We start from the raw sequence: 23,857 nt of genomic DNA on the forward strand, positions 1-23,857 counted from the left end.
GGCAGGAGGCCACGGGGTGGGAGCGGCTTAGCCCATCGGGTCGGTCGTGTCCCGCAGCAGTTCCAGGGCCGGGGCGTACATCCGCGACTTGATGGTGCCGAGCGTCTCGCTCGCCTTGCCGGCCAGCGACGCCGCCAGTTCCACCGCGGTCGTGCGGACAGCGTCCTCGGGGACCGCCCGGTCCACGACGCCCGCGGCCAGCGCCTCCCCGCCCCCGAAGCGGCGGGCGGTCACCATCGCCTCGTGCGCCGCCTGCGGCGTCAGCCGGGACTGGATCAGGGCCGACATGCCCGGGGTGAACGGGATGTGGATGTCCGCCTCCGGCAGGCACCAGAAGCCGCGGTCGGCGCGCATCACCCGGAAGTCGTGCGCCAGCGACAGCATGGCCCCCGCGGCGAAGGTGTGCCCCTGGAGCGCTGCCACCGTGATCACCGGGAGCGACAGCACGCGGGCGAACAGGGCGTGGACGGAGACCACGTACTCCTGGTGCTGGTCGGCGTGGGCGAAGAGCCAGTCCAGGTCGAGGCCGTTCGACCAGAACTTGCCCGTGGCGGCGGTCACCAGGGCGCGCGGGCCCTCCGCCTTCTCCACCTCGTCCAGGGCGCTGTTCACCGAGGCGATCCAGTCCGGGTGGAAGCGGTTCTCGCCGTCTCCGAGATCCAGAACGAAGACGTCGCCGTGACGGTCGAGAGTGGGCATGGCTGCTCCTTTGCACACGGGTCGAGGCGGTGACACCAACCTACTAGTCAGTAACTTATGGCGCGCCGGGCATGCCTGGCAAGCGGCGTGCGGATCCTCGCGGGTACGCGGAAGCCGCGCAGCGGAAGTCCGAGCAGCGGAAATCCGATGGTGCGACCGACGGGCGGCCTGATAGTCATACGCACGGCCCGTTTCGCACCGGGCCGCGTCCACTCCCGCCGCTGAGAGGAGGGGTAAGTCATGTCCACGCCCCGTATGCCCACCACGCTCGTCCTCCCCGGAACCCCGCACACGGCCTGACGCCGGGTCCGGACGGCCGAGCGCTCCTCACCAGAGAGTCCCGACCGTGAACACAGCTCTTCCGACCGTGCGTCCGCTCGCCGGACGCGACGAACTCGACCTCTTCCTCGGCCTGTCCTACGCACTCGACGCGGAACTCGCCGCCGACCTCGACGAAGGCCGCCGCCGTCCCGACCGGATGTGGATCGCCCACGACGGTGACAGGCTCCTCGCCAGGCTCGCCTGGTGGAACCGCCCCGGCGCCGACCGGCCGCTGCTGCTCGACGTCCTCGACGTCGACGACACCCTGCCCGCCGCGGACCGCCTGGACATCGGCGAGCACCTGCTGCGCACCGCCATGTCCACGGTGCTCGACCCAGCGGCGCCGGTCCCGGAGTACACGCGCTTCGTGCCGCCCGGCTGGCGGGACGTCCCCGCCGTCCGGCGCGCCGTCGAGGACCGCATGGCGATCGCCGAACGCACCGGAGCCCGCCTCTTCGTCGAACGGCTCCGTCTCAACCGCTCCCCGGGCCTGCCCGTTCCCCCTCCCACGGGCCGCCTGGTCTTCCGCACGCCCCGCGACGAGCGTGAGCTGACCGGCCTGATGGCGCGTGTGCTGGAGGGGACCCTGGACGCCCACAGCCTGCACGACCTGACCACCATGTCGCCCCAGGAGGCGGCCGAGGCGCAGTACGCCGACGAACTGGCCCTGTACCGCAGCCCGCGCGACTGGTGGCGGGTCGCCGAACTGCCCGACGGGGGGCCGGTGGGCTTCGTCGTCCCCGCCCACAACGGCTACAACCCGATCATCGCCTACCTCGCCGTGCTGCCCGAGCACCGCGGCAAGGGATACGTGGACGAGATCCTCGCCGAGGGCACCCGCGTCCTCACGGCCCAGGACGTGCCCCGCATCCGCGCGTCGACGGACCTGGGCAACGTCCCCATGGCCGAGGCGTTCGCCCGCGCCGGGTACGTGGACTTCGAGCGGGAGATCAACATGACCTGGAGCTGAGCCAGGTCAGGCTCCCGGTGCCGCCCGGTCCCGCGGGGCCGGGCGGCCGCCCTCCGGCGCCGCCCGGTGCCGGAAAACGTGGCGGTACGCCTGCGGGGAGACCGTGGTCGGCCGGCCGGGGTGACGCCGCGGATCGGCCGCGTCGCCGAAGCCGGTCCGGCGGGCCACCGACTTCAGCACGCTGGTCGAGGCCCGCCCCGCAAGTCACTTGCAAGGGACGCCTGTTGATCCATTTCGTCCCCTCAAATCGGTTGACATCCAGGGGCGGAATGTCGGACGTTCAGCCGTGACCGACCGATGCGCCGCAGGGACGGAGGGATGGCACACAGATGACTTCCGGAGGAGGGAACCCGAAGCAGGTGCGCAAGAGGCGCCCGGCGGTGCCCGCCGCGATGGACGCGGGCTCGCGGTACGAGCTGAGGCAACTGGTCCCCGTGAAGAGCGTCTCGGAGCAGGTGCACACCGCAGGGCGGGTCAAGGACCTGGGGAAGACGGTGCAGTTCAGCTGGCCCGGGGTGTACTTCGAGGGCCGCTTCCGCGGGACCGGCCTCGGGGTGGTACTCGACTGCGCGGCCGCGGACTACGACGTCCAGGTCGACGGGGCCACTGTCGCCACCCTCGTCACACCCGGCGACACCACGCACTGGATCAACGGCCTGCGGGACGGCGAGCACACGGTCCGGGTCGCCAAACGCAACGACACCCCGGGAGACATCAGCACGTTCGGAGGCTTCGTCGCCGCGCCCGGGGGCGCCGTACTGGGCAAGCCGGCGCCCCGGGACCGCCAGATCGAGTTCATCGGGGACTCCATCACGGTGGGCTACGGCAATGTCTCGGGCACCCGCGACTGCAATCCCGAGCAGCTCAAGCGGAACACCAACACCGACGTGAGCCACGGTGCCCTCACGGCCCGGCAGCTGGACGCCGATTACCAGATCAACGGCTTCTCCGGCCTCGGCATGGTGCGCAACGTCGCCGGTATCTGCCCGGACATCACCTACCGGACCTACTACGACCGTGCCCTGCTGAACGTGGACGGCGACGTCTGGCGGAACCCGGGAACCTGGCGCCCTCAGATCGTGGTGGTCAACCTCGGCTCCAACGACTTCACCGACCTCACCCCCGGTGAACCGTGGACGCTCGACAGCCTCGCGTCCGCCTTCCGCACCGCCTACGGCGAGTTCCTCGGAGAACTGCGGACACGCTACGGTGCCGGCTCCGCCCTCGTGGCCGTCGGCTTCGACAGAAACGCCGAGCATGTGCGGCAGGTGGTCGAGGCGCGCAACGACGCCGGCGACAGTGGGGTCCACTACTGGTTCCTCGATCAGACGGGCCTGGACTTCCTCGGATGCGACGGGCACACCTCCGCTCACGACGACCGGGTGATCGCCGACCGGCTTGCCCCGTTCCTCAGCAGCCTGCCGACGGGATGGTGAGGGAGGCTTGATCACCTGGGCCGAGGGCACCCTGGTCGAAGGCTACGGGGGTCCGCTGTGGGACAGGGCTCACCGCGGCAGCGGCCCCCCTGCCCCTGCCCCGGCCCCGTTGTCGGGTCTAACCACCGGGCCAGGAGATGATCTCGTAACCGACCTGGACGTCGCCTTACGCGGCGCACATGGCCGCTGTCTTTCCTCGATCCGCTGACCTGATCGAGGGAACGGCGTCAGTTGCTCGGGAGCGCCTTCCGCAGCGCCGTCACGCACGCGGCGATGCCCCGCGCGCCGAAGTCGTCGTGGACGACCACCCCGTGCGGGGACGGGCACTTCATGAACCGGCCGTGCAGGAAGCGGAAGCGGGACGTCGGCGGACGCACGTCCTCGCCGCCGTCCGGTGTGTGCCGTTCCGGCGTCACGTCGTCCGGCGTGGGAATGTGCGACACATGCTGCAAGCCTGTTTGAACGGAACACGCCGCCCCGACGAGAGCCGCTGGGTGGCCGTCACGGCCGCGGAGCTGGCGGCCGAGGCGCGCCGGGCCGTCGACGCGGGAGCCGAGGACATCCACCTGCATCCCCGGGACCACCACGGCCACGACACCCTGGACGCGGTGGTCGTCCACGACGTGCTCCAGGCCGTGCGCGAGGCCGTCGGCCCGGGCGTCCGCGTCGGCGTCACGACGGGGGAGTGGATCGAACGCGACCCGGCCCGCCGCGCGCGCCTCGTCGAGTCCTGGACGACCCTGCCCGACCACGCGTCGGTCAACTGGCACGAGGAGGGTGCAGACCGCATCGCCCGCGCCCTGACGGAACGCGGTATCGGTATCGAGGCCGGGCTGTTCTCCGGTACCGGCGGACCGGACGCCTACCTGTCCTCCCCGTTCGCCGACCGGGTCCTGCGGGTGCTCGTCGAGATCACCCGCACACCCGCCGCGCGGGCGGCCCGGGAGGCCCGCGGCATGGCCGGGCGGCTGTCGGCGGCGACGTCGGCCCCCGTCCTGCTGCACGGGGACGAGGACAGTGCCTGGACGGTGCTGGAGACGGCCGCGGAACTGGGCCTCGACACGCGCATCGGCCTCGAGGACGCGCTGACCCTGCCGGACGGCACCCCGGCCGAGGGCAACGCCGCACTGGTGACGGCCGCCCTGGAGATCCTGCGCCGGGACCGGAACCCGGCCGGCGGCTGACGGGGCCGTCGCCGCTGGTGCGCGGCCGGCCCCGTCGGCGGGGCACCGCGCACACGACCGCGGCCGGGCCGGCGCCCCGTGGACGCCCGCCCGGCCGCGTGCCTTCCGGTCGCATGCCTTCCGGCCGGCCGACACCGGTTGCCCGGCCGACACCGGCCGCACGGCCGCCCGGTCAGCCGGTGCGGCGCGTGAGCCTGCCGACGAACCGCTCGCGGTCGATGAGGGCACGCGTGTGCCGGCCGCGCAGCACCACCGCCTCCGCGTTCCGCGCCTCGACCTCGAAGACCGGCTTGCGGCCGTCGACGCCGGTCAGGGTGGCCGAGAGCGTGACATCCTCGCCGACGGGCGTGGGCGCGGGATGGCCTGAGCCGTGCGCAGGGCCAACGGTCCGGTCGAGCCGACGAGGGAGGACGGGTCCGTCGAGTTGCGGGTCGTGGGCGTCCGCGCGGTCGCCCGCGGCAGGATCGGCTGAGGGTCCGGGCTGCCAGGCACCGGGCCACCGGGGAAAACGGCCACCACCTCCACCGGGGCGCGGGCCGGTGCCCCGGCCGGAGCCGATGGAGCGCCGGTGGCACCGCGGCCGCCGACGGCATGCCGAAGGCCGCGTTCCACGGTTAGGCTTCGGCGCACCGGCCCCCCGCCGGGCCGACCGGAAGGAGAGCATGAGCCGGCCCCTGCTGTTCCTCGACGTCGACGGACTTCTGAACCCGTACGCGGCCCAGCCGGAGAGACGGCCGCACGGCTACACCACGCTCCGGGTGCCGAGGACCGGCGGATCCCCGGAGCCGGGGCGGGAACTCTCCCGCCACCGGCGCCCCCTCCGGGTCTGGCTCAACCCGGCGCACGGACCAGGTCTGCTGGGCCTCGGCTTCGAACTGTGCTGGGCCACCACATGGATGGCGGACGCCAACCGCTGGATCGCCCCCGTGCTCGGGCTGCCCCAGCTTCCCTTCGTCGATTTCGGCGACGCCCTGCTCCAGGAGCGCCCCGACGGAGTGCACTGGAAGACCGCCGCCCTGGTGGAGTACGCCGCGGGCCGGCCCTTCGCCTGGGTCGACGACGAACAGAGCGGCCCGGACGAGGCGTACGTGACCGCCCACCACCCGGCGCCCGCCCTGCTGCACCACGTCAACCCGCGCGTCGGCCTGGGCGACGGGGACCTCGGCGTCCTCGCCGCCTTCGCCCGCGAAGTGGCCTTGCCGGAACCTGAGCAACGTCAATTTCCGGCGCTCCAAGCGCCGTTGACGTAGACTCCGGGCCAAGGGCGGGGTCGTAGCACAGAGGTAATGCGCCGCGATGACATCTCGGAGGACGCCGGTTCGAATCCGGCCGCCCCGCCCCCTTTCCTTCCTCCGTCTCCGTCTCCGTCTCCCAGCCGTGCCCCGCATGCGTCACCGCCGCTCCGGCCTCGGCAGTTCGGCCCGCCGCACCGCGGTGGAGGCCAGCGTGATCACCACCCCGAGCGAGGAGAAGAGGCCGCAGCCGACGAACACCGGGCCGGTGCCCAGGCGCCGACGGCGGCGCCCACCAGGGGATAGCTCAGTGGGGCGAGGCCGACCATGGTGATCATGAGGACGGAGGTGACCCGGCCGAGGAAGGCGGGATCGGCGGTCGTCTGGACGAGCGTGCTGTTGAGACTGCCGAAGATCCCCGCGCAGAGCCCGACGGCGGCAGCCAGCACCACCGCGGCCCACAGCCGCGGCACCAGCGCGATGGCGGCCGCCCCCGCGCACCCCGCCATCAGCGTCCCTGACATGACGAGCCCCGCACGCGGCAGCCGGCCCACGACGGCGAGCAGCGCCGCGCTGACCGCCGCCCCCGCGCCGAAGCCGCTGACGATCAGCCCGTATCCGGAAGACCCCCAGCCGCGCTCGGCGTTGAGCAGGACCAGCCCGACGTTGAACGGTCCGCTCAGGCCCAGTTCGAAGAGGCCGGCACCCAGGATCAGGGGACCGATCAGCCGGTGCCGGCGGATGTAGTACAGGCCGCCCAGCAGCTCCGCCCGAGCGGTACGGGCGGGCTTCGGGCTCTCGCGTCCGTCCCCCTCGCTCCCGTCCCCCTCGCTCCCGTCCCCCTCTGTTGCTTCTCGCTCGGTGCCGGCCGCGGGCAGCGGCCGGAGCCGTATCGACAACAGCAGCGGCAGGGAAAGGGCGAAGAGCGCGCCAGCCACGGCGAAGGCGCCGGCCGGACCGCCGACGGCAAGGGCCAGTCCGCCGATCGGCGGTCCCGCGATCTGGCTGAGCCGCATCGCGAGGGAGCGCATGCCACTGACCCTGGCCAGCTGGTCGGGTGTGGTGATGCGAGGCGGCAGTGAGCCGACCGCCGGGACGAACATCGCGTCGACGGCGCCGAAGACGAGGGCGATCGTGACCAGGATCCACAGGCCGGGCGTGGCCAGGGCGATCACGGCGGCCACCGCGAGGATGAGGACACAGCGCAGCGCGTCGCTCGCCAGGACCACCCGGCGCGGGTCGAACCGGTCGGCCAGCACACCGCCGCCGAGCATCAGCAGGGCGCGCGGCAGCGCGCCGGCCGCCATGACCAGGCCCACCTCGGCCGGGCCGGCCGTCCGCTGGGCGGACCAGGCGAGGGCCAGGAAGTACACACCGTCCCCGACGAGCGAGAGGACGTAGGCGGCGAGCCACCGCAGTACCCGGCCGTCCCGGTGGGCGGGAACGGCGCCGGGCGCGGGCGGGGCGGATGGGAACGCGGGAGAGGTCTGTCCTTCGGCGGTCACGGCTGAACTCCCTGGCGGACGGGTGGCGGACCGGCGGGCTGATGGGCGGCGGACCGGTCCATGTCAGGGCCGGAACGGGAAGCCGTAGAGGTGCACGGCGACGTGCTCGCGGCCGTCCGTCTCCCCGGCGGCCCGCGCGGCCTTGCCGCGCTCGCGCCAGCGCCGACCCAGCGCCTGCAACTCCTCGTTCATCTCGGCGAGTTCGCCCGGGGTGAGGGTGAGCATCCACTCGGACGAGACCGAGGCGTCGACCCATTCCTTCCCCCAGGCCGCCCGCTGCTCGAGGAAGGCGCGGTACGCGGCGGCACGGGTCTCGACGATGCCCTGGATCACCGAGCCCACGGCCGCGGCACCCTCGGGAGTGTCCGCGAAGTCGGAGTCACGGAACCCCCAGCCCTCCTCGGACGCCACCTGCCACCACCGCTCCCGGCCGTCGGTGCCGCGGCCGCTCGCCTCCGTGACGAAGCCGTGCTCGGCCAGCTTGCGCAAGTGGTAACTGACCAGCGACGGCGCCTGGTCGACCTGCTCGGCGAGCTGGGAGGCGGTGGCCGCGCCCGTGGCGTAGAGCGCACGGTAGAGCCGCAGCCGCAAGGGGTTGGTGAACGCCTTCAGCCGGGACAGGTCGGTGATCCGCTCGGGTTCCTGACGATGCTTCATGGAACCGCAGCGTAGGTCCGCAACATAAATTGCGCAATAAAAGTTTCAGATTGGCCGAAGGGCGGCCAGCCGGCGGGTTGCCTTTCCGTCCGGATCCGGATGAGGATCCTCCGCATGACGCATGCCCTCGACGTGCCCGTCCTCGAGACCGGTGCGGGATTCCGGCTCCGGCCCTGGCGGTTGGACGACGCGGATCTCGCGCTGGTGCGGGAGGCCTCGGGTGACCCGTTGATCCCGTTGATCACCACGGTGCCGGCCCGGTACACCGAGGAGGAGGGCGAGGCGTTCGTGCGGCGGCAGTGGGACCGTGCCGCGCGGCGCACCGGCTACCCGCTGGTGATCGAACGCGCCCATGACGGACGGCCGGTGGGGAACGTCGGGCTGTGGCTCTTCGCCGGCGATCCCGATCGGGCGTCGCTCGGGTACTGGGTGGTGCCCTCCGCGCGCGGCCAGGGTGCCGCGGGCGCCGCCCTGGGCGCGCTGACGCGATGGGCGCTGACCACGTCGGGGTTCGCCCGGCTGGAGCTGTACGTCGAACCGTGGAACACCGCGTCGCTGCGCACCGCCGAACGCGCCGGCTTCACCCGGGAAGGGCTGCTCCGCTCCTGGCAGCGGGTGGGTGCCGTGCGGCGGGACATGTACATGTATGCGCGCCTGGGCCCGGGCGGGCGCGGGTTGTGAGCGCGGCGCCCGGCGGTGAGGCCGGACGGGTCGTGCGCGCGGCGGCGCCCGGCGGTGGGGTCGGGTGACCGGTCACCGCCGGGCGAGCGCCTACCGCCAGCCGTACCGTTCGCGCAGGCGGTGGACGACCAGGTTGAACCGCATCCGGTCCAGCGCGCACGCCTCGCGGCGCATGCCACCGTCGTGCACGCGCAGGACGCGGTCCACCGCCACCCACGAGGGGCGCCCGGAGCGGTCCCAGGGGCCGACGCCGATCGGGACCCAGTCCCGGTCGCCGTCGTGGTCCTTGCTGGACAGCTGAACGGCGAGCAGCGTGCCGCCCCGCTCACGGGCCACCACGAGCACCGGCCGGTCCTTGCCCCGGCCGTCGTTCTCCTCGTAGGGCACCCAGGTCCAGACGATCTCACCAGGATCGGGGTCGCCGTCGTGGGCGGGGGAGTACTCGGTGCGCACCGTGCCGACGGAACGCGCATCGGCCTCGGTCGTCGCCGACGGGCCGGTACGGCCCGGGACTTCGTCGATGGGAACGGTCATCGCCCCACCGTAGAAGGGGCGTTGACGTGCGCCCGAGCCGGGGTCGCCACTTGGGCCCGGCCGCCGGGAACGCAGCAGGTCACGAATGCGGCGAACGGTGCCGAACACGCCTCGTCGGTCCTTCCGGTCCGGCCGGAACGGCGCCCGGGTCAGGCCGGCTCACCGCCACGGGCCTCCGCCGTGCCGTTGCCGCCCTGCTCGGCCTGGGCCTGCTGCGCGGCGACGGAGCGGCGGACCTCCTCCATGTCGAGGCCGCGCGCCTGCCCGATCAGGTCCTCCAGCACCGGACCGGGCAGCGCGCCCGGCTGCGCGAAGACGGCGACCTGGTCCCGCACGATCATCAGCGTGGGGATCGACTGGATGCCGAACGCCTGGGCCAGCTCCGGCTGGGCCTCCGTGTCCACCTTGGCGAACAGCAGGTCGGGGTTGTCCTGTGCGGCCTTCTCGTACACCGGGGCGAACTGCTTGCACGGCCCGCACCAGTCGGCCCAGAAGTCGATGAGAACGAACGGGTTCTCGGTGACCGTCTCGTCGAAGTTCTCCTTGGTGAGCTCCACCGTGCTGCTCATGAGCTGATGTCCTCTTTCCGGGGGTTTCTGGGATGTCGGGTGTGCGACTGCCGGCCGCCCGGCCACCGACGACAACGACCCGACCGGACGCGGTATTCCACGCGCCCCATATGGTCGGCTCCGCGCCGCCGCCGCGACCGGGCGGACCCGTCCGGCCCAGCGGACGGGTCCCGGGCGCCTACCCGTGTGGCCGGTACGCACACCACCCGGAAGACTGAGGTCATGACCGAGACCGAGAGCTTCGCCTACGACGTCGTGGTGATCGGCGCCGGACCCGTCGGCGAGAACCTCGCCGACCGCACGCGCGCCGCCGGACTGTCCACCGCCGTGGTGGAGAGCGAACGGGTCGGCGGTGAGTGCTCCTACTGGGCCTGCATGCCCAGCAAGGCGCTGCTCCGACCTGTGATCACCCGGGCCGACGCCCGCCGCACGCCCGGCCTGCGCGCCGCCGCCCGGGGACCGCTCGACGTGCCCGAGGTGCTCGCGCGCCGGGACGACAAGGTGGCGCACTGGAAGGACGACGGGCAGGTGACGTGGCTGGAGGGCACCGGCGCCCGCCTGCACCGGGGGCACGGCCGCCTCGCCGGACCCCGCACCGTCACCGTCACCACGCCCGACGGCGGGACCGAGACCCTGACGGCCCGGCACGCGGTCGCCGTCTGCACCGGCAGCCGCGCCGCGCTGCCCGGCCTGCCGGGACTGCGCGACGGCACCGTCGCGCCCTGGACGAGCAGGGAGGCCACCAGCGCGCGGGAGGCGCCCGGCCGGCTGATCGTGGTCGGCGGGGGAGTGGTGGCGGCGGAGATGGCCACCGCCTGGCAGGCCCTCGGCAGCCGGGTCACGGTCCTGGTGCGAGGGGGCGGCCTGCTGGAGCGGATGGAACCGTTCGCCGGGGAACTCGTCGCGGAGGCGCTGCGCGAGGCGGGGGCGAAGGTGCGGACCGGGGTGTCGGTCACCGACGTGCGCAGGGAGAACGGCACGGTGGTCGCCACCACCGACGCGGGCGACCGGGTGGAGGCCGACGAGATCCTCTTCGCCACGGGGCGGGCGCCGCGCACCGACGACCTGGGTCTGGAGACCGTCGGGCTGGAACCCGGCTCCTGGCTGAGCGTGGACGACACCCTGCGGGTCGTCGGCAGCGACTGGCTCTACGCGGCCGGCGACGCCAACCACCGGGCGCTGCTGACCCATCAGGGGAAGTACCAGGCGCGGATCGCCGGGGACGCGATCGGCGCCCGGGCCAGGGGGGACGCACCGCCGGCCGCGGCGACCGCCGACGACGGCGCCGTGCCCCAGGTGGTCTTCACCGACCCCGAGGCCGCCTCGGTCGGAGTCACCCTCGCCGAGGCGGAACGGGCCGGGCACCGGGTCCGCGCGGTCGACGTCGACCTCGCCACCGTCGCGGGCGCGGGACTCTACGCCGACGGCTACCGGGGCCGGGCGCGGATGGTCGTCGACCTGGACAAGGAGATCCTCCGCGGGGTCACCTTCGTCGGCCCCGGGGTCGGCGAACTGCTGCACTCCGCGACCGTCGCGGTGGTGGCCCAGGTCCCGGTCGCCCGGCTCTGGCACGCCGTCCCCGCCTATCCGACGATCAGCGAGGTGTGGCTCAGGTTCCTCGAGGCCTACCGGGACTGAGCGGGGCCGCCCCGGACGCCCGGGACGGCCCCGCCCCTCCTGCGGGACCCACAGGTCCTCACCCGCTCAGTCCTCGAAGTCGCCCGCCATCGCCGCGGCCAGCCGGAGGTGCGGCCGCGCCTCCTCGTGGCGGCCCTGCCGCTCCAGCGTGCGCCCGAGCAGCAGCCGGGCGTACTGCTCCACCGGGTCGCGTTCCACCAGCAGACGGCACTGCGCCTCGGCCCGCCCCAGCTGCGCCGAGTGGTAGTAGGCACGCGCGAGCAGCAGCCGCGGACCGCTCTGCTCCGGCACCTCCTCGACGAGCGTGCTGAGCACCCGCGCCGCGTCCGCGTAGTTCTTGCGGCCGAAGTGCTTCTGCGCCCGCTCCCAGCGCTCGGCCGGCGTCCCGTAGTCGTGGTACGACCTGGTCGTGTTCACGTCGATCTCCCTTCGCCTGCCTGAACCGCGCGTGACGGCGGGCTATTCCGCACCGCGTCCGGCCCCTTCCCGGTGGCGCCGGTAACCCCCGGGAAGGGGCCCGGCGTGGTTTCTGGCACGACGAGACACGTCCAGATTGTTGACAAGTCCCTGTCATGGCCCGACATTACGAGCGAGTAACCGGCGCCTCACGGAGCCGGTCCGCCCCACCCCGCCGCCGTCACGCGCCCCGGCGCGCCCCGTCGTGCCGTCAACCAGGAGGACCCGATGCCGCACCCCGCCCGCCGCCTGCGCAGAACCCTCGCCGCCGCCCTCGCGGTGAGCGCCGCCGCCCTCGGCCTCGCCGTCCAGCCCGCCCAGGCGGCCGAGCCGCTCCGCTACGTCGCCCTCGGCGACAGTTACAGCGCGGGCTCCGGGGTCTCGCCCACCGACTTCAGCAGCCCGCTCTGTCTGCGCTCCAAGGTCAACTACCCGAAGGTGATCGCCGGCCGTACCGGCGCCGACCTCACCGACGTCACCTGCGGCGCCGCCCAGACCAAGCACTTCACCCAGGCCCAGTACCCGCTGGTCCCGCCGCAGGTGAACGCGGTGACCGCCGACACCGACCTCATCACCCTGACCATCGGCGGCAACGACAACAGCACCTTCATCGGCGCGCTCCTCGCCTGCGGCTCCGCGGGTCTGGTCACCGGGGGGTACGGCAACCCCTGCGAGACCCTGAACGGCAGCCGGTTCACCGACGCGATCGACGACAGCACCTACCCGGCGCTGAAGAGCGCGCTCGCCGCCGTCCGGGCGAAGGCGCCCGGCGCGCGGATCGCCGTCCTCGGCTACCCCTGGATCACCCCGGCCACCTTCGACTCCACCTGCTTCTCCAAGCTCCCCATCGCCCGCGGCGACATTCCCTACCTGCGCGGCCTCCAGAGCCACCTCAACGACACCATCGCCCGCGCCGCCCGCGAGTCCGGCGCCGTCTACGTCGACTTCTCCCAGGTCTCCGAGGGACACGACGCCTGCAAGGCCTCCGGGACCCGGTGGATCGAGCCGGTCCTGGGCGGCAACAGCATCGTGCCCGTCCACCCCAACGCCCTGGGGGAGAGCCGGATGGCCGACCACACCATGACGGTCCTCGGACTCGGCTGACCCGCCCGGCTGACACCCCCGACGGGCCTCGCCGACGGACACCGCCGACGGCGATGCCCGCCCCCTCCGGCAGGGAGGGGGCGGGCATCGTGCCGTCCGGCGTCGTCAGGGGCGCGAGTACACGCTCTCCACGAAGTCGGCGAGCTTGTCGTCCGTCAGGTGGTGCGCCAGGTCCGCCTCGCTGATCATGCCGACCAGCCGCTTGTTCTCGATCACCGGAAGCCGCTTGATCTGGTGCTCCCGCATCTCCTGGAGCACCTCGTCGACGTCCGCGGAGGCGTCCACCCAGCGCGGCGTGCCCTCCGTGAGGTCGGCGCAGGTGACCTTGGACGGGTCGTGGCCCGAGGCCACGCACTTCACCACGATGTCGCGGTCCGTGATGATGCCCTGCATCCGCTCGTCCTCGCCGGCGACCGGCAGCGCTCCGACGTCGAGCTCCCGCATCAACTGGGCCGCCCGGTCCAGCGTCTCGCCGGCGGGGATCCACTGGGCGCCGGGGTGCATGATGTCCTTGGCCGTCGTCATGTCGTCACTCCTCCTCGAAGGTCTGTGCGCGCTTTCTCCGTCTCCTCGGGTTTCCGTGGTGGGCAGAACAAACCGGACTTCGGCATTCCGGCACGAGGGGTCACCGGCCGTGCCCGGGCGTCACCCGGTGTACCCGCCGTCCTCCATGCGCCGCCGGTCCTCCTCGTCCCACGCGGTGGTGTCGCGGGGCTGGGTGTACGGCTCCTCCTCCGGCGGGTGGCCGCCGGAGATGGCGCGCTGGCGGACCGTCTCCGCGTCGAACTCCAGGCCCAGCAGGATGGCGAGATTGGTGATCCAGAGCCAGATCAGGAAGATCACCACACCGGCCATCGTCCCGTAGGTCTTGTTGTACGAGCCGAAGTTCGCCACGTAGAAGGCGAAACCGGCCGAGGCGAGCATCCAGAGGAACAGGGCCAGGAAACTGCCGGGGGTGATCCACCGGAACCCCTTGACCTTGGCGTTCGGCGCCGCCCAGTAGAGGATCGCGATCATCAGCGTGACCAGGAGGACCAGCACGGGCCACTTCGCGATCGACCACACGGTCAGGGCCGTGTCGCCGATGCCGAGGGTGGTGCCGACCTCGCGGGCCACGCCGCCGGTGAAGACCACGATGACCGCGCTCGCCGCCGTCATCACCATCAGCACCACGGTGATGCCGACCCGCACCGGCAGGACCTTCCACACCGGCCGCCCTTCCGGGATGTCGTACACGGCGTTGGCGGCGCGGATGAAGCCCGCGACATATCCGGACGCCGACCAGATCGCCAGCACCAGACCGACGACCGCCATGATCGAGCCGATCCCCGCGCCGCCCTGCAACTGCTCCACGGCCTGGGTGATGATGTCCCGGGCGGGGCCCGGGGCCAGCTTGGTGACGTTGTCCATCACCCGGTCGGTGGCGTCCTGGCCCATGATGCCCAGCAGCGAGACCAGCACCAGCAGCGCGGGGAAGAGCGAGAGCACCGCGTAGTAGGTCAGCGCCGCCGCGCGGTCGGTGAGTTCGTCGTCCTTGAACTCCTTGAGGGCTCCCTTGAGGACCTTGCCCCAGCGGGGCTTGGGAAGGTCGGTCGGACTGTCCGGGGCGTTGCGCTCCACCGAGGGGGAGGGACCGAACGTCTGCGCGCCGGTGTCCTCGTCGCCGCGGTGATGCCCGCGGGACCCGGACGGTCCGACGGGGCGCTCACCGCGGTCGGCGTCGCCGTCGCCGTGGTCGCCGCTACCTGGAAGATGCATTTTCGCCATGAACGCCGGGTATCCTCGGCGCCCGCGGATACGCACTCGGGTCCGCCCGGTCCGCCGTACGGGGGACTCCTGATGCCGGGTCCGTCCGCAGCCCGGCCGCCACGCGCCGCCCGGCCCTCACGCGCCGCCCGTGTCCGCCCCGCCGTTCTGCCTCCGACGGCGGCCGAAAAAAACGCTTGGACGGGGCGAACCGCGCCACGCGAGACTTCCCCTCCCGGGTTCACCCCAAATGTCCGGCCCGGGCGCACCACGACCCCTAGGCGCACACACATGGAATCGCCTGAGAAACGCGAGGGTCCGCGCAAGGGACCCGTACTCCTCGCACTCCGCCACTACGGCCGGGAACTGGCCCGGCTCCGACGCTTCACCGTGCCCGCCCTGCTGCTGCCGGCACTGGGCAACATCGGCCTCTACTACGTCGCCCCCCTGATCGTCGCCAAGCTGATCGGCCAGGTCGCCGGTGACGAGAACCCCGGCGGCGAGGGAGCGTTCGAGTCCGCGCTCCCCTACGTCCTCGGCTTCGCCGGCGTGCTGCTGTTCGCCGAAGCCCTGTGGCGCCTCGGCCTGCACTGCCTCAACCGCCTCGACGCCTACGGCATCGAGCACCTCTACGTCGTCGGCATGGACGAGCTCTACGCCAAGGACGCGGCGTTCTTCCACGACAACTTCGCCGGATCGCTCACCAAGCGGGTCCTCAGCTTCGCCACCCGCTTCGAGGAGTTCGCCGACACCCTCACCTTCAACATCATGGGCAACTTCGTGCCGCTCGCCTTCGGCTCCGTGGTCCTGTGGAACTACGACCCGCTGCTCGTCGTCGGCCTGCTCACCATGCTCGCGGTGACGGCCGTCTGCGTGGTGCCGCTGATCCGGCGGCGGCAGAAGCTCGTCGCACGGCGCGAGGAGGCCATTGCCCGGGTCTCCGGGCACGTGGCCGACAGCCTGATGAACATGGAGACCGTCCGCGCGTTCGCCGCCGAGCGGCGCGAGGCCGCCGAACACCGTTCACGCGTCGCCGAGTCACGCCGCCTCAGCCTGCGGTCCTGGGACTTCGGGAACCTGCGCATCGACACGCTGATCGCGCCCATGTCCGTCGCCACCAACCTGCTCGGCCTGCTGCTCGCCGTGTCGCTCGGCGGCGGCACGCACAGCGTGGAGGCGGTCGTCGTCGCCTTCACCTACTACACCAACGCGACCCGGATCATGTTCGAGTTCAACCAGATCTACCGTCGCCTGGAGAGCTCGATGACGGAGGCCGCCCAGTTCACCGAGCTGCTGCTGGCGCCGCCGACCGTGCTCGACCCGCCGGAGCCCGAGCCGCTGCGGGCCGACGGGGCCGACGTCCGCTTCGAGCGGGTGACCTTCTCCCACGGAGGCGGCAAGCCGCTCTTCGAGGACCTGGAACTGGCGGTACCGGGCGGGGCCAAGATCGGTCTGGTCGGCCGCTCCGGCGGCGGCAAGACCACCCTGACCCGGCTGCTGCTGCGCATGACGGACATCGACGGCGGTCGCATCCTGATCGGCGGTCAGGACATCAGCAGGCTCCGCCAGGCCGATCTGCGCAGCATGATCGCCTACGTCCCGCAGGAGCCGGCGATGTTCCACCGCACCCTCAAGGAGAACATCGCCTTCGCCAGGCCCGGGGCCACCGACGCCGAGATCCGCCGCGCTGCGGAGGCCGCGCACGTCACCGAGTTCGCCGACGCGCTGCCCGAGGGGTTCGAGACCATGGTCGGCGAACGGGGCGTCAAACTCTCCGGAGGGCAGCGCCAGCGGGTCGCCCTCGCCCGGGCCATCCTGCGCGACGCACCGGTCCTGCTGCTCGACGAGGCCACCAGCGCCCTCGACTCGGAGAGCGAGATCCTCATCCAGGAGGCGCTCTGGCGGCTCATGGAGGGCCGGACCGCCCTGGTGGTGGCCCACCGGCTCAGCACCGTCGCCGGCATGGACCGCCTGGTGGTCCTCGACCGCGGACGGATCATCGAGCAGGGCGCCCACCACGAACTCCTCGCCACCGGTGGCGTCTACGCCAAGCTGTGGGAGCACCAGTCGGGCGGCTTCCTCGAGGACGACGACCCGGCCTGGGCCGACAACCCGGCCTGACGCGGCGCCCGCCGCTCCTCCACGGTGGTGGGGGCGCGGCGGGGGCCCTCCGGGGGCTGGCCCGCCGTGGACCGCGTGTTCTACGTTTCGCCCATGTCAGTGTCTGATCAGCCTGCCCGCACCCCGGCCCGCACCCCGGCCGGCATCCTCGCCCGCCTCGACGCCCTGCGCACCGCCGATCTCCCGGTCCGCGGCGGACGCACCATGGCCTACGTCTACGACTCCGGACTGGACGGGCCGGAGGCACTGGCCGCTGCCGCCCAGGCCAGGGTGGCCGGGGTCAACGGCCTGGACATGACCGTCTTCCCCAGCGTCGTCACCCTGGAGAACGAGGTGGTCGGGCGGGCCGCCCGGCTGCTCGGCGGCGACGGGCGCACCGCCGGCGTGTTCACCAGCGGGGGAACCGAGAGCTGCATGCTCGCCGTGCTGACGGCGCGGGAGCACGCCCGCCGGACCCGGGGGCTGCGGGAGGGCGCCGAACTGGTGCTGCCGGCCACCGCCCACGCCGCCTTCCACAAGGCCGCGCACCTCTTCGGACTGCGGGTGGTGGAGGTTCCGGTCGACCCGCTGACCTTCGAGGTCCGCACCGAGGACATGGCCGCGGCGATCACCGATCGCACCGCCCTGGTGGTCGTCTCCGCGCCGTCCTATCCGCACGGGGTGATCGACCCGGTCGCCGGCGTCGCCGCCGCGGCCGCGGCGCGCGGGGTGCTCTGCCACGTCGACGCCTGCATCGGCGGCTGGTACCTCGGCCACCTCCGGCTCGCCCCGGACGCCCCGGAACTCCCCGCGTTCGACCTGTCGGTCCCCGGCGTCACCTCGGTCTCGGCGGACCTGCACAAGTACGGGTACACCCCCAAGGGCGCCTCGGTGCTGCTGTTCCGCGACGCGGAGCTGCGGCGCCACGGCTGGTTCGCGCAGGCCGGATGGCCCGGCTATCCGGTGGTCAACCCCACGCTGCAGGGCACCCGTTCGGCGGCGCCGCTGGCCGGCGCCTGGGCGGTGCTGGAGCACATCGGCACCGACGGCTACACCGAACTCGCGCGGCGCGTCCACGCGGCGACGGCCCGGCTCGCGGAGGGCGTCGCGGCGATCGACGGCCTGCGGGTGCTGGGGCGGCCCCGGGCCTCCCTGCTCGCCGTCGCCTCCGACGACCCCGCCCTGGACCCGTTCGTGCTGGCCGACGAGATGAGGACGGCCGGCTGGTACCTCCAGCCGCAGCCGGCCCGGGGCAGCTCCCCGGCCAACCTGCACCTCACCGTGACGGCGGCCGCCGCCGACGAGCACACGACGCGGGAACTGCTCGCCGAACTCGAGAAGGCCGCCGGCCGGGCGCGCGCGGTGGGCCCCGCGGTCGTGGACCCGGACATCGCCGCCCTCGCGGCCACGCTGGACCCGGAGGCACTGGGGGAGGAGGAGGTCGCCCTCGCGCTGGCGGTGGCCGGGGTCGGCGACGACGGCACCCTGCCGGAGCGGACCGCGCCGGTCCTCGCCGTGCTCCAGGCGATGCCGCCGGCCCTGGCGGAACGGCTGCTGCCGGAGGTCATCGGCAGGCTCTACCGGCACTGACACCGCGGCGCGCCGACACCGCGGCGCGCTGTCGCCGTGGGGCACGGACGCCGTGGCGCGTTGTCGCCGTGGGGCACGGACGCCACAGGGCATCGACGGACCGCCGGGGCGAACGCGGCACCAGCCGCCCGGCTCGCCGTGGCGCACGGACGGCGTCGGCGGCCCACGCCGCCGGGGAGCAGGCCACCGACGGCCCTGCCGTCGGGGTTCGCTCACCTCCGGGTGCCCGCGGTCCGGTGTTCCCGGCGGACCTGCCCGGACGGCCGGTCACCGGCCGGTCACCGGCCGGTGACCGACGGGGCCGCCGCCCGGCACGCCGGCAGACGCAGCCGTCACCCGCCGCCGAGGCCCGCGGGACCCCGGCGGCGGGGCCGGGCCGTGCTCAGCGGCGTCGGCGCCGTGGGCGGAGGTCCCGGGGAGCGGTGCCGCCACGTTCCGCCGCACGGGCGATGTTGCGGGCCATGCCGCCGAAGACCACCGCGTGGAACGGCGACACACCCCACCAGTACGCGTGGCCCAGCAGCCCGTGCGGGTGGAACAGGGCCCGCTGCCGGTAACGGGTCCGGCCGTCCGGCCCGGTGTCCACGGACAGCTCCAGCCAGGCGAGGCCCGGCAGCCGCATCTCGGCGCGCAGCCGCAGCAGCCGGCCCCGGTCGATCTCCTCGACCCGCCAGAAGTCCAGCGAGTCCCCGGCCCGCAGCCGCGCCGCGTCCCGTCTGCCGCGGCGCAGGCCGACTCCGCCCGCCAGCCGGTCCAGCAGCCCGCGCACCGACCAGGCCAGCGGGAACGAGTACCAGCCGTTCTCGCCCCCGATGCCCTCCACCACCCGCCACAGCGCCTCGGGCGTGGCGTCCACGCTCCGCTCCCGCCGGTCGGTGTACAGGCTGCCGCCCGCCCACTCCGGGTCGGTCGGCAGCGGGTCGCTGGCCGCGCCCGGCACCGCCGCGCTCGACCAGCGGGTGGCGACCCGCGCCTCCCGGACGTTGCGCAGCGCCAGACGCACCGCGTCCTCGAAACTGACCGGGCCGCCCGGCGGGTCCGGAACGTACCGCCGGATGTCGTGCTCGCGGCACACCACTTCATGGCGCAGCGACTCGGTCAGCGGTTTGGCGATCGACGCGGGCACCGGCGTCACCAGGCCGACCCAGTAGCTGGACAGCCGGGGCGTGAGCACCGGCACCGGCACGATCAGACGGTGCGGCAGGCCCGCCACCCGGGCGTAGCCCCGCATCATGTCCCGGTACGTCAGGACGTCCGGCCCGCCGATGTCGAAGGTGCGGGCGACGTCCCCGGGAAGCCGGGCGCACCCCACCAGCAGCCGCAGCACGTCGCGGACGGCGACGGGCTGGATCCGGGTCCGCACCCAGCTCGGGGTGACCATGACAGGAAGGCGTTCGGTCAGATAGCGCAGCATCTCGAAGGAGGCCGATCCGGAGCCGATGATCACGGCCGCCCGCAGCACGGCGGTCGGCACGCCCGACGCCAGCAGGATGCGGCCCACCTCGGCACGGGAGCGCAGATGGGGCGACAGTTGCTCCTCGGGCACGCCGGCCGGGGTGAGACCGCCCAGGTAGACGATGCGCCGGACACCGGCGGCGCGTGCCTGCTCGCCGAAGACGCGCGCGGCCCGGCGGTCGGTGTCCTCGAAGTCGCGGCCGGTCCCCAGGGCGTGCACCAGGTAGTACGCCACGTCGACGCCCCGCATGGCCCGGCCGGTCGAGTCCGCGTCGGTGACGTCCCCCTCGACCACCTCGACGTCACCCGCCCAGGGGTGGTCGCGGAGCTTGCCGGGGGAGCGGGCCAGGCAGCGCACCCGGTGTCCGGCGGCGAGCAGTTCGGGCACCAGGCGCCCGCCGATGTACCCCGTCGCCCCGGTCACCAGGCAGTGCAGCGGCGCGGCGTTCCCGCCGCCGTCCTCACCCATCTCCCACGCTCCGTCCTCCTCACGCCGCGGTCCCGAGCCCGCCCGCCACCAGAATCCCGCGCCCCGGCCCGGCCCGCATCGCGAGCGGGGCGGCCGGGTCGGCCACCTGCCCCCGGCCGGCACGGCCCGCGCGAACCGGCGGCCCGCGTGAAGGGGGACCGGACACGCCGGAGGCGGGCCCGACCGCGCTCTGGCGCCGGCCGGCCCGCCCCGTCGTGCGCCGATCACGCCGCCAGGCGTTCCCCCAGCCGTTCCGTCGGCACCTTGGCCGTCTCCCGGGCGGTGAGTCCCGCCACCAGCGGACCCAGGCAGAGCACGGCGGTGAAGAGGGCCACCGCGGACCAGTCGTCGCCCTCCGGCCCGGCGAACTCCGCCGCGAAGGTGACCGCGAAGCCCGCCACGGCGAAGCCGATCTGCGTGCCGATCGCCATGCCGGAGAGCCGCACCCGGGTGGAGAACATCTCGCCGTAGAAGGCCGGCCAGATGCCGTTGGCCGCGCTGTAGACCACACCGAAGAGCAGGATGCCCAGCACCAGGACCAGCGGGAACGAGCCGGTGGAGATGGCCCACAGGTAGGCGAACATCAGGACCGGGCTGCCCACCGCGCCGATCAGGTACACCGGCCGCCGCCCGATCCGGTCCGACAGCGAGGCCCACAGCGGGATCGCGCCCAGCGCCACCGCGTTGGCGAGCGCCGCCACCCACAGCATGCCGGTACGGGACATCCCCACCGCGTCGCTGGTCGCGTAGGACAGCGCCCACACGGTGAAGATGGTGGACACCGAGGCCACCAGCGCACCCGCCACCACCCGCAGCACGTCCTGCCAGTGGTCGCGCATCAGCACGGCGAGCGGCATCTTCGCCACACCCCCGGACGCGGCCTGCTCGGCGAACGCGGGCGTCTCGTCCAGGCGGCGCCGGATGACGTGACCCACCGCCATCACCGCCACGCTGAGCCAGAACGGCACCCGCCAGCCCCAGCTCATCAGCTGCTCCTCCGGCAGCGCGGCGACCGGGATGAAGACCAGGGTCGCGATCAGCTGACCGCCCTGCGTCCCGCTGAGGGTGAAGCTGGTGAAGAAGCCGCGCCGCTCCGACGGCGCGTGTTCGAGCGTCATGGAACTCGCGCTGGCCTGCTCCCCGGCCGCGGATATGCCCTGCAGCACCCGGCAGAGCACCAGCAGCGTCGGGGCGAGGACGCCCACCTGCCCGTAGGTGGGCAGACAGCCGATCAGGAAGGTGGAGACGCCCATCAGGAACAGGGTGAACACCATGATCTTCTTGCGGCCCAGCCGGTCGCCGTAGTGCCCGAGGAAGAGGGCGCCGATCGGCCGCGCCGCGTAGGCGACACCGAACGAGGCCAGCGAGAGCAGCGTCGCGGTCGCCGGATCGGACTCGTCGAAGAAGACCTTCGGGAAGATCAGGGCGGCCGCGCTGCCGTAGATGAAGAAGTCGTAGTACTCCAGCGCGCTGCCGATCCAGGCGGCGGCGGCCGCCTTCCTCGGCTGTGCCGTGGGTGTCTCGGGCGGGGCGGCGGGGACGGACACGGGCGTGCTCCTTCGGCGAACGGCGACAGCAGGCGGACAGCGGTCGGACAGCGGGCAAAAGCAGGAGAAAGCAGGCGGAAACGGGGACGTCGCTAATTAACCCACTGGGTAGTTAGTAGCGATGGGCAGTGATGTTGCGCCGAGGTGACTCGGGTGTCAAGAGACCGCGTCCCGGGCTTCGGCGGCGACCGCCCGCCGGGTCAGCCGGCCGTCAGATAGGCGACGACCATGTCGCACAGCATCGCCCGGTGGTGCTCGCGCCGCTCCGGAGCCACCAGGTCATGACCGAACAGGGCGCCGAACGTATACCGGTTGGAGACCCGGAAGAAGCAGAAGGAACTGATCATGGCGTGCAGGTCCACCGCGTCCACGTCGCCGCGGAAGACGCCGGCCGAGCGGCCGGCGGCGAGGATGCGGCCGATCACGTCCAGCGCCGGCGAGCCCATGCGGGAGAGCCGCTCGGAGGAGATGATGTGCTCGGCCTCGTGGATGTTCTCGATGCTCACCAGGCGGATGAAGTCCGGGTGCTGCTCGTGGTGGTCGAAGGTCACCTCGCACAGCCGCCGGATCGCCGCGACCGGGTCGAGGCCGTCGACGTCCAGGTCCTGTTCGGCCTCCCGGATCACCGCGTAGGCGCGTTCCAGCACGGCGGTGAACAGCTGCTCCTTGCCGCCGAAGTAGTAATAGATCATCCGCTTGGTGGTGCGGGTGCGGGCGGCGATCTCGTCCACCCGGGCCCCCGCGTAGCCCGCCCGGGCGAACTCCTCGGTCGCCACGTCGAGGATCTCGGCCTGGGTGCGGGCGGCGTCCCGTACCCGGCCGTTGTTCCGTGCGGGCTTGTCGACGCTGGTCAATGCGGGTCCTCGGAGTGCTCGTCGCGGCCGGCCCGACTGCGGCCGGAGAGGTCAGCGCGATTCTAGAAGCCGCCTCCGCAAGCCGGTTCGAGGGCTTCCGTCGCGCCCGGCCTTGCTGATATGAGTAACGTACTAGTTCGTACATTAGGGAGCCGTGACGTGGCCAAGGACGCCAAGGACTCGTATCTGGTGGGACTGATCGGATCGGGGATCGGTCCGTCGCTGAGTCCCGCGCTCCACCAGGGGGAGGCCGACCGCCAAGGGCTGCGCTACCTCTACCGTCTCCTCGACATCGACGTCCTCGGGATCGCGCCCGCGGAGGTGGGCCGCCTGACCCGCGCCGCACGGGACCTCGGCTTCGACGGGCTGAACATCACCCACCCCTGCAAACAACTGGTCGTCGAGCACCTCGACGCGCTCTCGCCGCAGGCCGAGGCGCTCGGGGCGGTCAACACCGTGGTCTTCGAGGACGGCCGCGCCGTCGGCCACAACACCGACGTCACCGGTTTCGCCGCCTCCTTCGCCAGAGGCTTGCCGGACGCGCCCCTGGAGCACGTGGTCCAGGTCGGCGCCGGAGGAGCGGGAGCCGCCGTGGCCCACGCCCTGCTCACCCTCGGGGCCGGCCGGATCACCGTGGTGGACGCGTTCGCGGAGCGTGCCGAGGCGCTCGCCGCCGCGCTGGCCGGGCACTTCGGGCCGGACCGCGCCGCCGCCGCGCCCCACGGCGCGGAATCCCTGGCGCGCCTGCTCGCCCGGGCCGACGGCGTCGTGCACGCCACCCCCACCGGCATGGCCCACCACCCCGGCCTGCCGTTCCCCGCCGCGCTCCTCCACCCCGGCCTGTGGGTGGCCGAGGTGGTCTACCGCCCGCTGCGGACGGAACTGCTGCGGGCCGCCGAGGCGGCCGGCTGCGCCACCCTGGACGGCGGCGGCATGGCCGTCTTCCAGGCCGTGGACGCCTTCCGGCTCTTCACCGGGCGGGAGCCGGACGCCGGGCGCATGCTGGCGGACTTCGCCGGCCTCGCGGGCACGGCCGGCGCCCGGGGCTGAGCGGCGGCGCGGCCTCGACGGCGGTGCGCCCGTTCCCCCGCCGAGCGACCGTGCCCCTCG

At 73.2% G+C, this 23,857-nt stretch carries 22 protein-coding genes, 1 tRNA gene and 1 pseudogene; 11 read left to right on the plus strand and 13 right to left on the minus strand.

The annotated features are described in order from the left end of the window. Nucleotides 1–27 precede the first annotated feature (27 nt). Entirely contained in the window at nucleotides 28–699 is a 672-nt protein-coding gene (locus tag GBN72_RS24060) for an enoyl-CoA hydratase-related protein (protein WP_151773982.1), read from the minus strand. A 346-nt stretch (nucleotides 700–1,045) separates the two neighbouring features. Here GBN72_RS24060 and GBN72_RS24065 point away from each other — a divergent pair, with 346 nt between their 5' ends. Together GBN72_RS24065 and GBN72_RS24075 are read left to right on the plus strand one after the other, a co-directional pair. After that, a complete protein-coding gene (locus GBN72_RS24065; RefSeq protein ID WP_151773983.1) occupies nucleotides 1,046–1,990 on the plus strand; it encodes a GNAT family N-acetyltransferase in 945 nt (314 codons plus the stop codon). 329 nt (nucleotides 1,991–2,319) lie between these two features. Further along, nucleotides 2,320–3,426, plus strand: coding sequence for an SGNH/GDSL hydrolase family protein (locus GBN72_RS24075; RefSeq protein ID WP_164540844.1), 1,107 nt, complete (start codon nucleotides 2,320–2,322; stop codon nucleotides 3,424–3,426). A 227-nt stretch (nucleotides 3,427–3,653) separates the two neighbouring features. On the opposite strand, the gene GBN72_RS24080 is transcribed toward GBN72_RS24075, so the two are convergent. Next, entirely contained in the window at nucleotides 3,654–3,869 is a 216-nt protein-coding gene (locus GBN72_RS24080; protein ID WP_151773984.1) for a hypothetical protein, read from the minus strand. Here GBN72_RS24080 and GBN72_RS24085 point away from each other — a divergent pair, their 5' ends adjacent. Continuing rightward, nucleotides 3,870–4,610: a 3-keto-5-aminohexanoate cleavage protein gene (locus tag GBN72_RS24085; protein ID WP_151773985.1), complete on the plus strand. Its 741-nt coding sequence runs from the start codon at nucleotides 3,870–3,872 to the stop codon at nucleotides 4,608–4,610. A 172-nt stretch (nucleotides 4,611–4,782) separates the two neighbouring features. Here GBN72_RS24085 and GBN72_RS36205 read toward each other — a convergent pair whose 3' ends face one another. Beyond that, nucleotides 4,783–5,274 (minus strand): thioesterase family protein, encoded by a 492-nt coding sequence (locus tag GBN72_RS36205; RefSeq protein ID WP_439959801.1) that lies wholly within the window; start codon nucleotides 5,272–5,274, stop codon nucleotides 4,783–4,785. Here GBN72_RS36205 and GBN72_RS24090 point away from each other — a divergent pair. After that, nucleotides 5,273–5,860, plus strand: a complete 588-nt coding sequence (locus GBN72_RS24090; RefSeq protein ID WP_151773986.1) for a hypothetical protein — start codon at nucleotides 5,273–5,275, stop codon at nucleotides 5,858–5,860. The genes GBN72_RS36205 and GBN72_RS24090 overlap by 2 nt on opposite strands. Nucleotides 5,861–5,874: 14 nt before the next feature. Next, nucleotides 5,875–5,949 (plus strand) — tRNA-Val (locus tag GBN72_RS24095). 52 nt (nucleotides 5,950–6,001) lie between these two features. On the opposite strand, the pseudogene GBN72_RS24100 reads toward GBN72_RS24095, so the two are convergent. Then, a pseudogene (locus tag GBN72_RS24100) lies at nucleotides 6,002–7,347 on the minus strand (MFS transporter). Between the two features lie 63 nt (nucleotides 7,348–7,410). Beyond that, the gene (locus tag GBN72_RS24105; protein ID WP_151773987.1) at nucleotides 7,411–8,004 is read right to left on the minus strand and encodes an ArsR/SmtB family transcription factor; all 594 of its coding nucleotides are present in this window, start codon (nucleotides 8,002–8,004) and stop codon (nucleotides 7,411–7,413) included. Between the two features lie 114 nt (nucleotides 8,005–8,118). On the opposite strand from GBN72_RS24105, the gene GBN72_RS24110 reads away from it, so the two are divergent. Further along, a complete protein-coding gene (locus tag GBN72_RS24110) occupies nucleotides 8,119–8,685 on the plus strand; it encodes a GNAT family N-acetyltransferase (RefSeq protein WP_151773988.1) in 567 nt (188 codons plus the stop codon). A 90-nt stretch (nucleotides 8,686–8,775) separates the two neighbouring features. On the opposite strand, the gene GBN72_RS24115 is transcribed toward GBN72_RS24110, so the two are convergent. Further along, entirely contained in the window at nucleotides 8,776–9,219 is a 444-nt protein-coding gene (locus GBN72_RS24115) for a type II toxin-antitoxin system PemK/MazF family toxin (RefSeq protein WP_151773989.1), read from the minus strand. 149 nt (nucleotides 9,220–9,368) lie between these two features. Next, a complete protein-coding gene (gene trxA / locus GBN72_RS24120; RefSeq protein ID WP_151773990.1) occupies nucleotides 9,369–9,788 on the minus strand; it encodes a thioredoxin in 420 nt (139 codons plus the stop codon). Nucleotides 9,789–10,010: 222 nt separating this feature from the next. Between trxA and GBN72_RS24125 the strand changes: the two genes are divergently transcribed. Beyond that, complete coding sequence (locus GBN72_RS24125; protein WP_151773991.1) at nucleotides 10,011–11,426, plus strand: dihydrolipoyl dehydrogenase family protein; 1,416 nt, start codon at nucleotides 10,011–10,013, stop codon at nucleotides 11,424–11,426. Nucleotides 11,427–11,492: 66 nt separating this feature from the next. Here the strand turns inward: GBN72_RS24125 and GBN72_RS24130 are convergent, their stop codons facing one another. Further along, complete coding sequence (locus GBN72_RS24130) at nucleotides 11,493–11,843, minus strand: tetratricopeptide repeat protein (RefSeq protein WP_151773992.1); 351 nt, start codon at nucleotides 11,841–11,843, stop codon at nucleotides 11,493–11,495. Between the two features lie 267 nt (nucleotides 11,844–12,110). On the opposite strand from GBN72_RS24130, the gene GBN72_RS24135 reads away from it, so the two are divergent. Further along, nucleotides 12,111–12,986: an SGNH/GDSL hydrolase family protein gene (locus GBN72_RS24135; RefSeq protein WP_151773993.1), complete on the plus strand. Its 876-nt coding sequence runs from the start codon at nucleotides 12,111–12,113 to the stop codon at nucleotides 12,984–12,986. 105 nt (nucleotides 12,987–13,091) lie between these two features. On the opposite strand, the gene GBN72_RS24140 is transcribed toward GBN72_RS24135, so the two are convergent. Beyond that, a complete protein-coding gene (locus GBN72_RS24140) occupies nucleotides 13,092–13,511 on the minus strand; it encodes a CBS domain-containing protein (RefSeq protein WP_151773994.1) in 420 nt (139 codons plus the stop codon). A gap of 120 nt (nucleotides 13,512–13,631) precedes the next feature. Continuing rightward, entirely contained in the window at nucleotides 13,632–14,753 is a 1,122-nt protein-coding gene (locus tag GBN72_RS24145) for a YihY/virulence factor BrkB family protein (RefSeq protein WP_174887189.1), read from the minus strand. Nucleotides 14,754–15,023: 270 nt separating this feature from the next. On the opposite strand from GBN72_RS24145, the gene GBN72_RS24150 reads away from it, so the two are divergent. Together GBN72_RS24150 and GBN72_RS24155 are read left to right on the plus strand one after the other, a co-directional pair. Further along, nucleotides 15,024–16,853, plus strand: a complete 1,830-nt coding sequence (locus GBN72_RS24150) for an ABC transporter ATP-binding protein (protein ID WP_151773996.1) — start codon at nucleotides 15,024–15,026, stop codon at nucleotides 16,851–16,853. A 93-nt stretch (nucleotides 16,854–16,946) separates the two neighbouring features. After that, nucleotides 16,947–18,422, plus strand: coding sequence for a pyridoxal phosphate-dependent decarboxylase family protein (locus GBN72_RS24155; protein ID WP_151773997.1), 1,476 nt, complete (start codon nucleotides 16,947–16,949; stop codon nucleotides 18,420–18,422). A gap of 382 nt (nucleotides 18,423–18,804) precedes the next feature. Here the strand turns inward: GBN72_RS24155 and GBN72_RS24160 are convergent, their stop codons facing one another. From GBN72_RS24160 to GBN72_RS24170, 3 genes are all read right to left on the minus strand, one after another. Beyond that, nucleotides 18,805–20,346, minus strand: coding sequence for an SDR family oxidoreductase (locus GBN72_RS24160; RefSeq protein ID WP_151773998.1), 1,542 nt, complete (start codon nucleotides 20,344–20,346; stop codon nucleotides 18,805–18,807). A 224-nt stretch (nucleotides 20,347–20,570) separates the two neighbouring features. Next, nucleotides 20,571–21,893 carry an MFS transporter gene (locus GBN72_RS24165; RefSeq protein WP_151773999.1) on the minus strand — a complete coding sequence of 441 codons (1,323 nt, stop codon included), beginning with the start codon at nucleotides 21,891–21,893 and terminating at the stop codon, nucleotides 20,571–20,573. Nucleotides 21,894–22,093: 200 nt separating this feature from the next. Next, nucleotides 22,094–22,747: a TetR/AcrR family transcriptional regulator gene (locus GBN72_RS24170; RefSeq protein ID WP_151774000.1), complete on the minus strand. Its 654-nt coding sequence runs from the start codon at nucleotides 22,745–22,747 to the stop codon at nucleotides 22,094–22,096. A 120-nt stretch (nucleotides 22,748–22,867) separates the two neighbouring features. Here GBN72_RS24170 and GBN72_RS24175 point away from each other — a divergent pair, with 120 nt between their 5' ends. Further along, nucleotides 22,868–23,797: a shikimate dehydrogenase gene (locus GBN72_RS24175; RefSeq protein WP_151774001.1), complete on the plus strand. Its 930-nt coding sequence runs from the start codon at nucleotides 22,868–22,870 to the stop codon at nucleotides 23,795–23,797. The last annotated feature ends 60 nt before the right edge of the window (nucleotides 23,798–23,857 follow it).

Origin of the sequence: Streptomyces abyssomicinicus, from assembly GCF_008974245.1 — a bacterium.
In the GTDB taxonomy this organism is placed as follows: Bacteria; Actinomycetota; Actinomycetes; order Streptomycetales; family Streptomycetaceae; genus Streptomyces; species Streptomyces abyssomicinicus.

Excerpts from the sequence above, each read along its gene's own strand:
- GBN72_RS24060 (WP_151773982.1), bottom strand. The coding sequence starts at position 699 with ATGCCCACTCTCGACCGTCACGGCGACGTCTTCGTTCTGGATCTCGGA.
- GBN72_RS24115 (WP_151773989.1), bottom strand. The coding sequence starts at position 9,219 with ATGACCGTTCCCATCGACGAAGTCCCGGGCCGTACCGGCCCGTCGGCG.
- GBN72_RS36205 (WP_439959801.1), bottom strand. The coding sequence starts at position 5,274 with ATGCTCTCCTTCCGGTCGGCCCGGCGGGGGGCCGGTGCGCCGAAGCCT.
- GBN72_RS24140 (WP_151773994.1), bottom strand. The coding sequence starts at position 13,511 with ATGACGACGGCCAAGGACATCATGCACCCCGGCGCCCAGTGGATCCCC.
- GBN72_RS24110 (WP_151773988.1), top strand. The coding sequence starts at position 8,119 with ATGACGCATGCCCTCGACGTGCCCGTCCTCGAGACCGGTGCGGGATTC.
- GBN72_RS24105 (WP_151773987.1), bottom strand. The coding sequence starts at position 8,004 with ATGAAGCATCGTCAGGAACCCGAGCGGATCACCGACCTGTCCCGGCTG.
- GBN72_RS24160 (WP_151773998.1), bottom strand. The coding sequence starts at position 20,346 with ATGGGTGAGGACGGCGGCGGGAACGCCGCGCCGCTGCACTGCCTGGTG.
- GBN72_RS24175 (WP_151774001.1), top strand. The coding sequence starts at position 22,868 with ATGAGTAACGTACTAGTTCGTACATTAGGGAGCCGTGACGTGGCCAAG.
- trxA (WP_151773990.1), bottom strand. The coding sequence starts at position 9,788 with ATGAGCAGCACGGTGGAGCTCACCAAGGAGAACTTCGACGAGACGGTC.
- GBN72_RS24125 (WP_151773991.1), top strand. The coding sequence starts at position 10,011 with ATGACCGAGACCGAGAGCTTCGCCTACGACGTCGTGGTGATCGGCGCC.
- GBN72_RS24090 (WP_151773986.1), top strand. The coding sequence starts at position 5,273 with ATGAGCCGGCCCCTGCTGTTCCTCGACGTCGACGGACTTCTGAACCCG.
- GBN72_RS24075 (WP_164540844.1), top strand. The coding sequence starts at position 2,320 with ATGACTTCCGGAGGAGGGAACCCGAAGCAGGTGCGCAAGAGGCGCCCG.
- GBN72_RS24145 (WP_174887189.1), bottom strand. The coding sequence starts at position 14,753 with ATGGCGAAAATGCATCTTCCAGGTAGCGGCGACCACGGCGACGGCGAC.
- GBN72_RS24150 (WP_151773996.1), top strand. The coding sequence starts at position 15,024 with ATGGAATCGCCTGAGAAACGCGAGGGTCCGCGCAAGGGACCCGTACTC.
- GBN72_RS24155 (WP_151773997.1), top strand. The coding sequence starts at position 16,947 with ATGTCAGTGTCTGATCAGCCTGCCCGCACCCCGGCCCGCACCCCGGCC.
- GBN72_RS24085 (WP_151773985.1), top strand. The coding sequence starts at position 3,870 with ATGCTGCAAGCCTGTTTGAACGGAACACGCCGCCCCGACGAGAGCCGC.
- GBN72_RS24135 (WP_151773993.1), top strand. The coding sequence starts at position 12,111 with ATGCCGCACCCCGCCCGCCGCCTGCGCAGAACCCTCGCCGCCGCCCTC.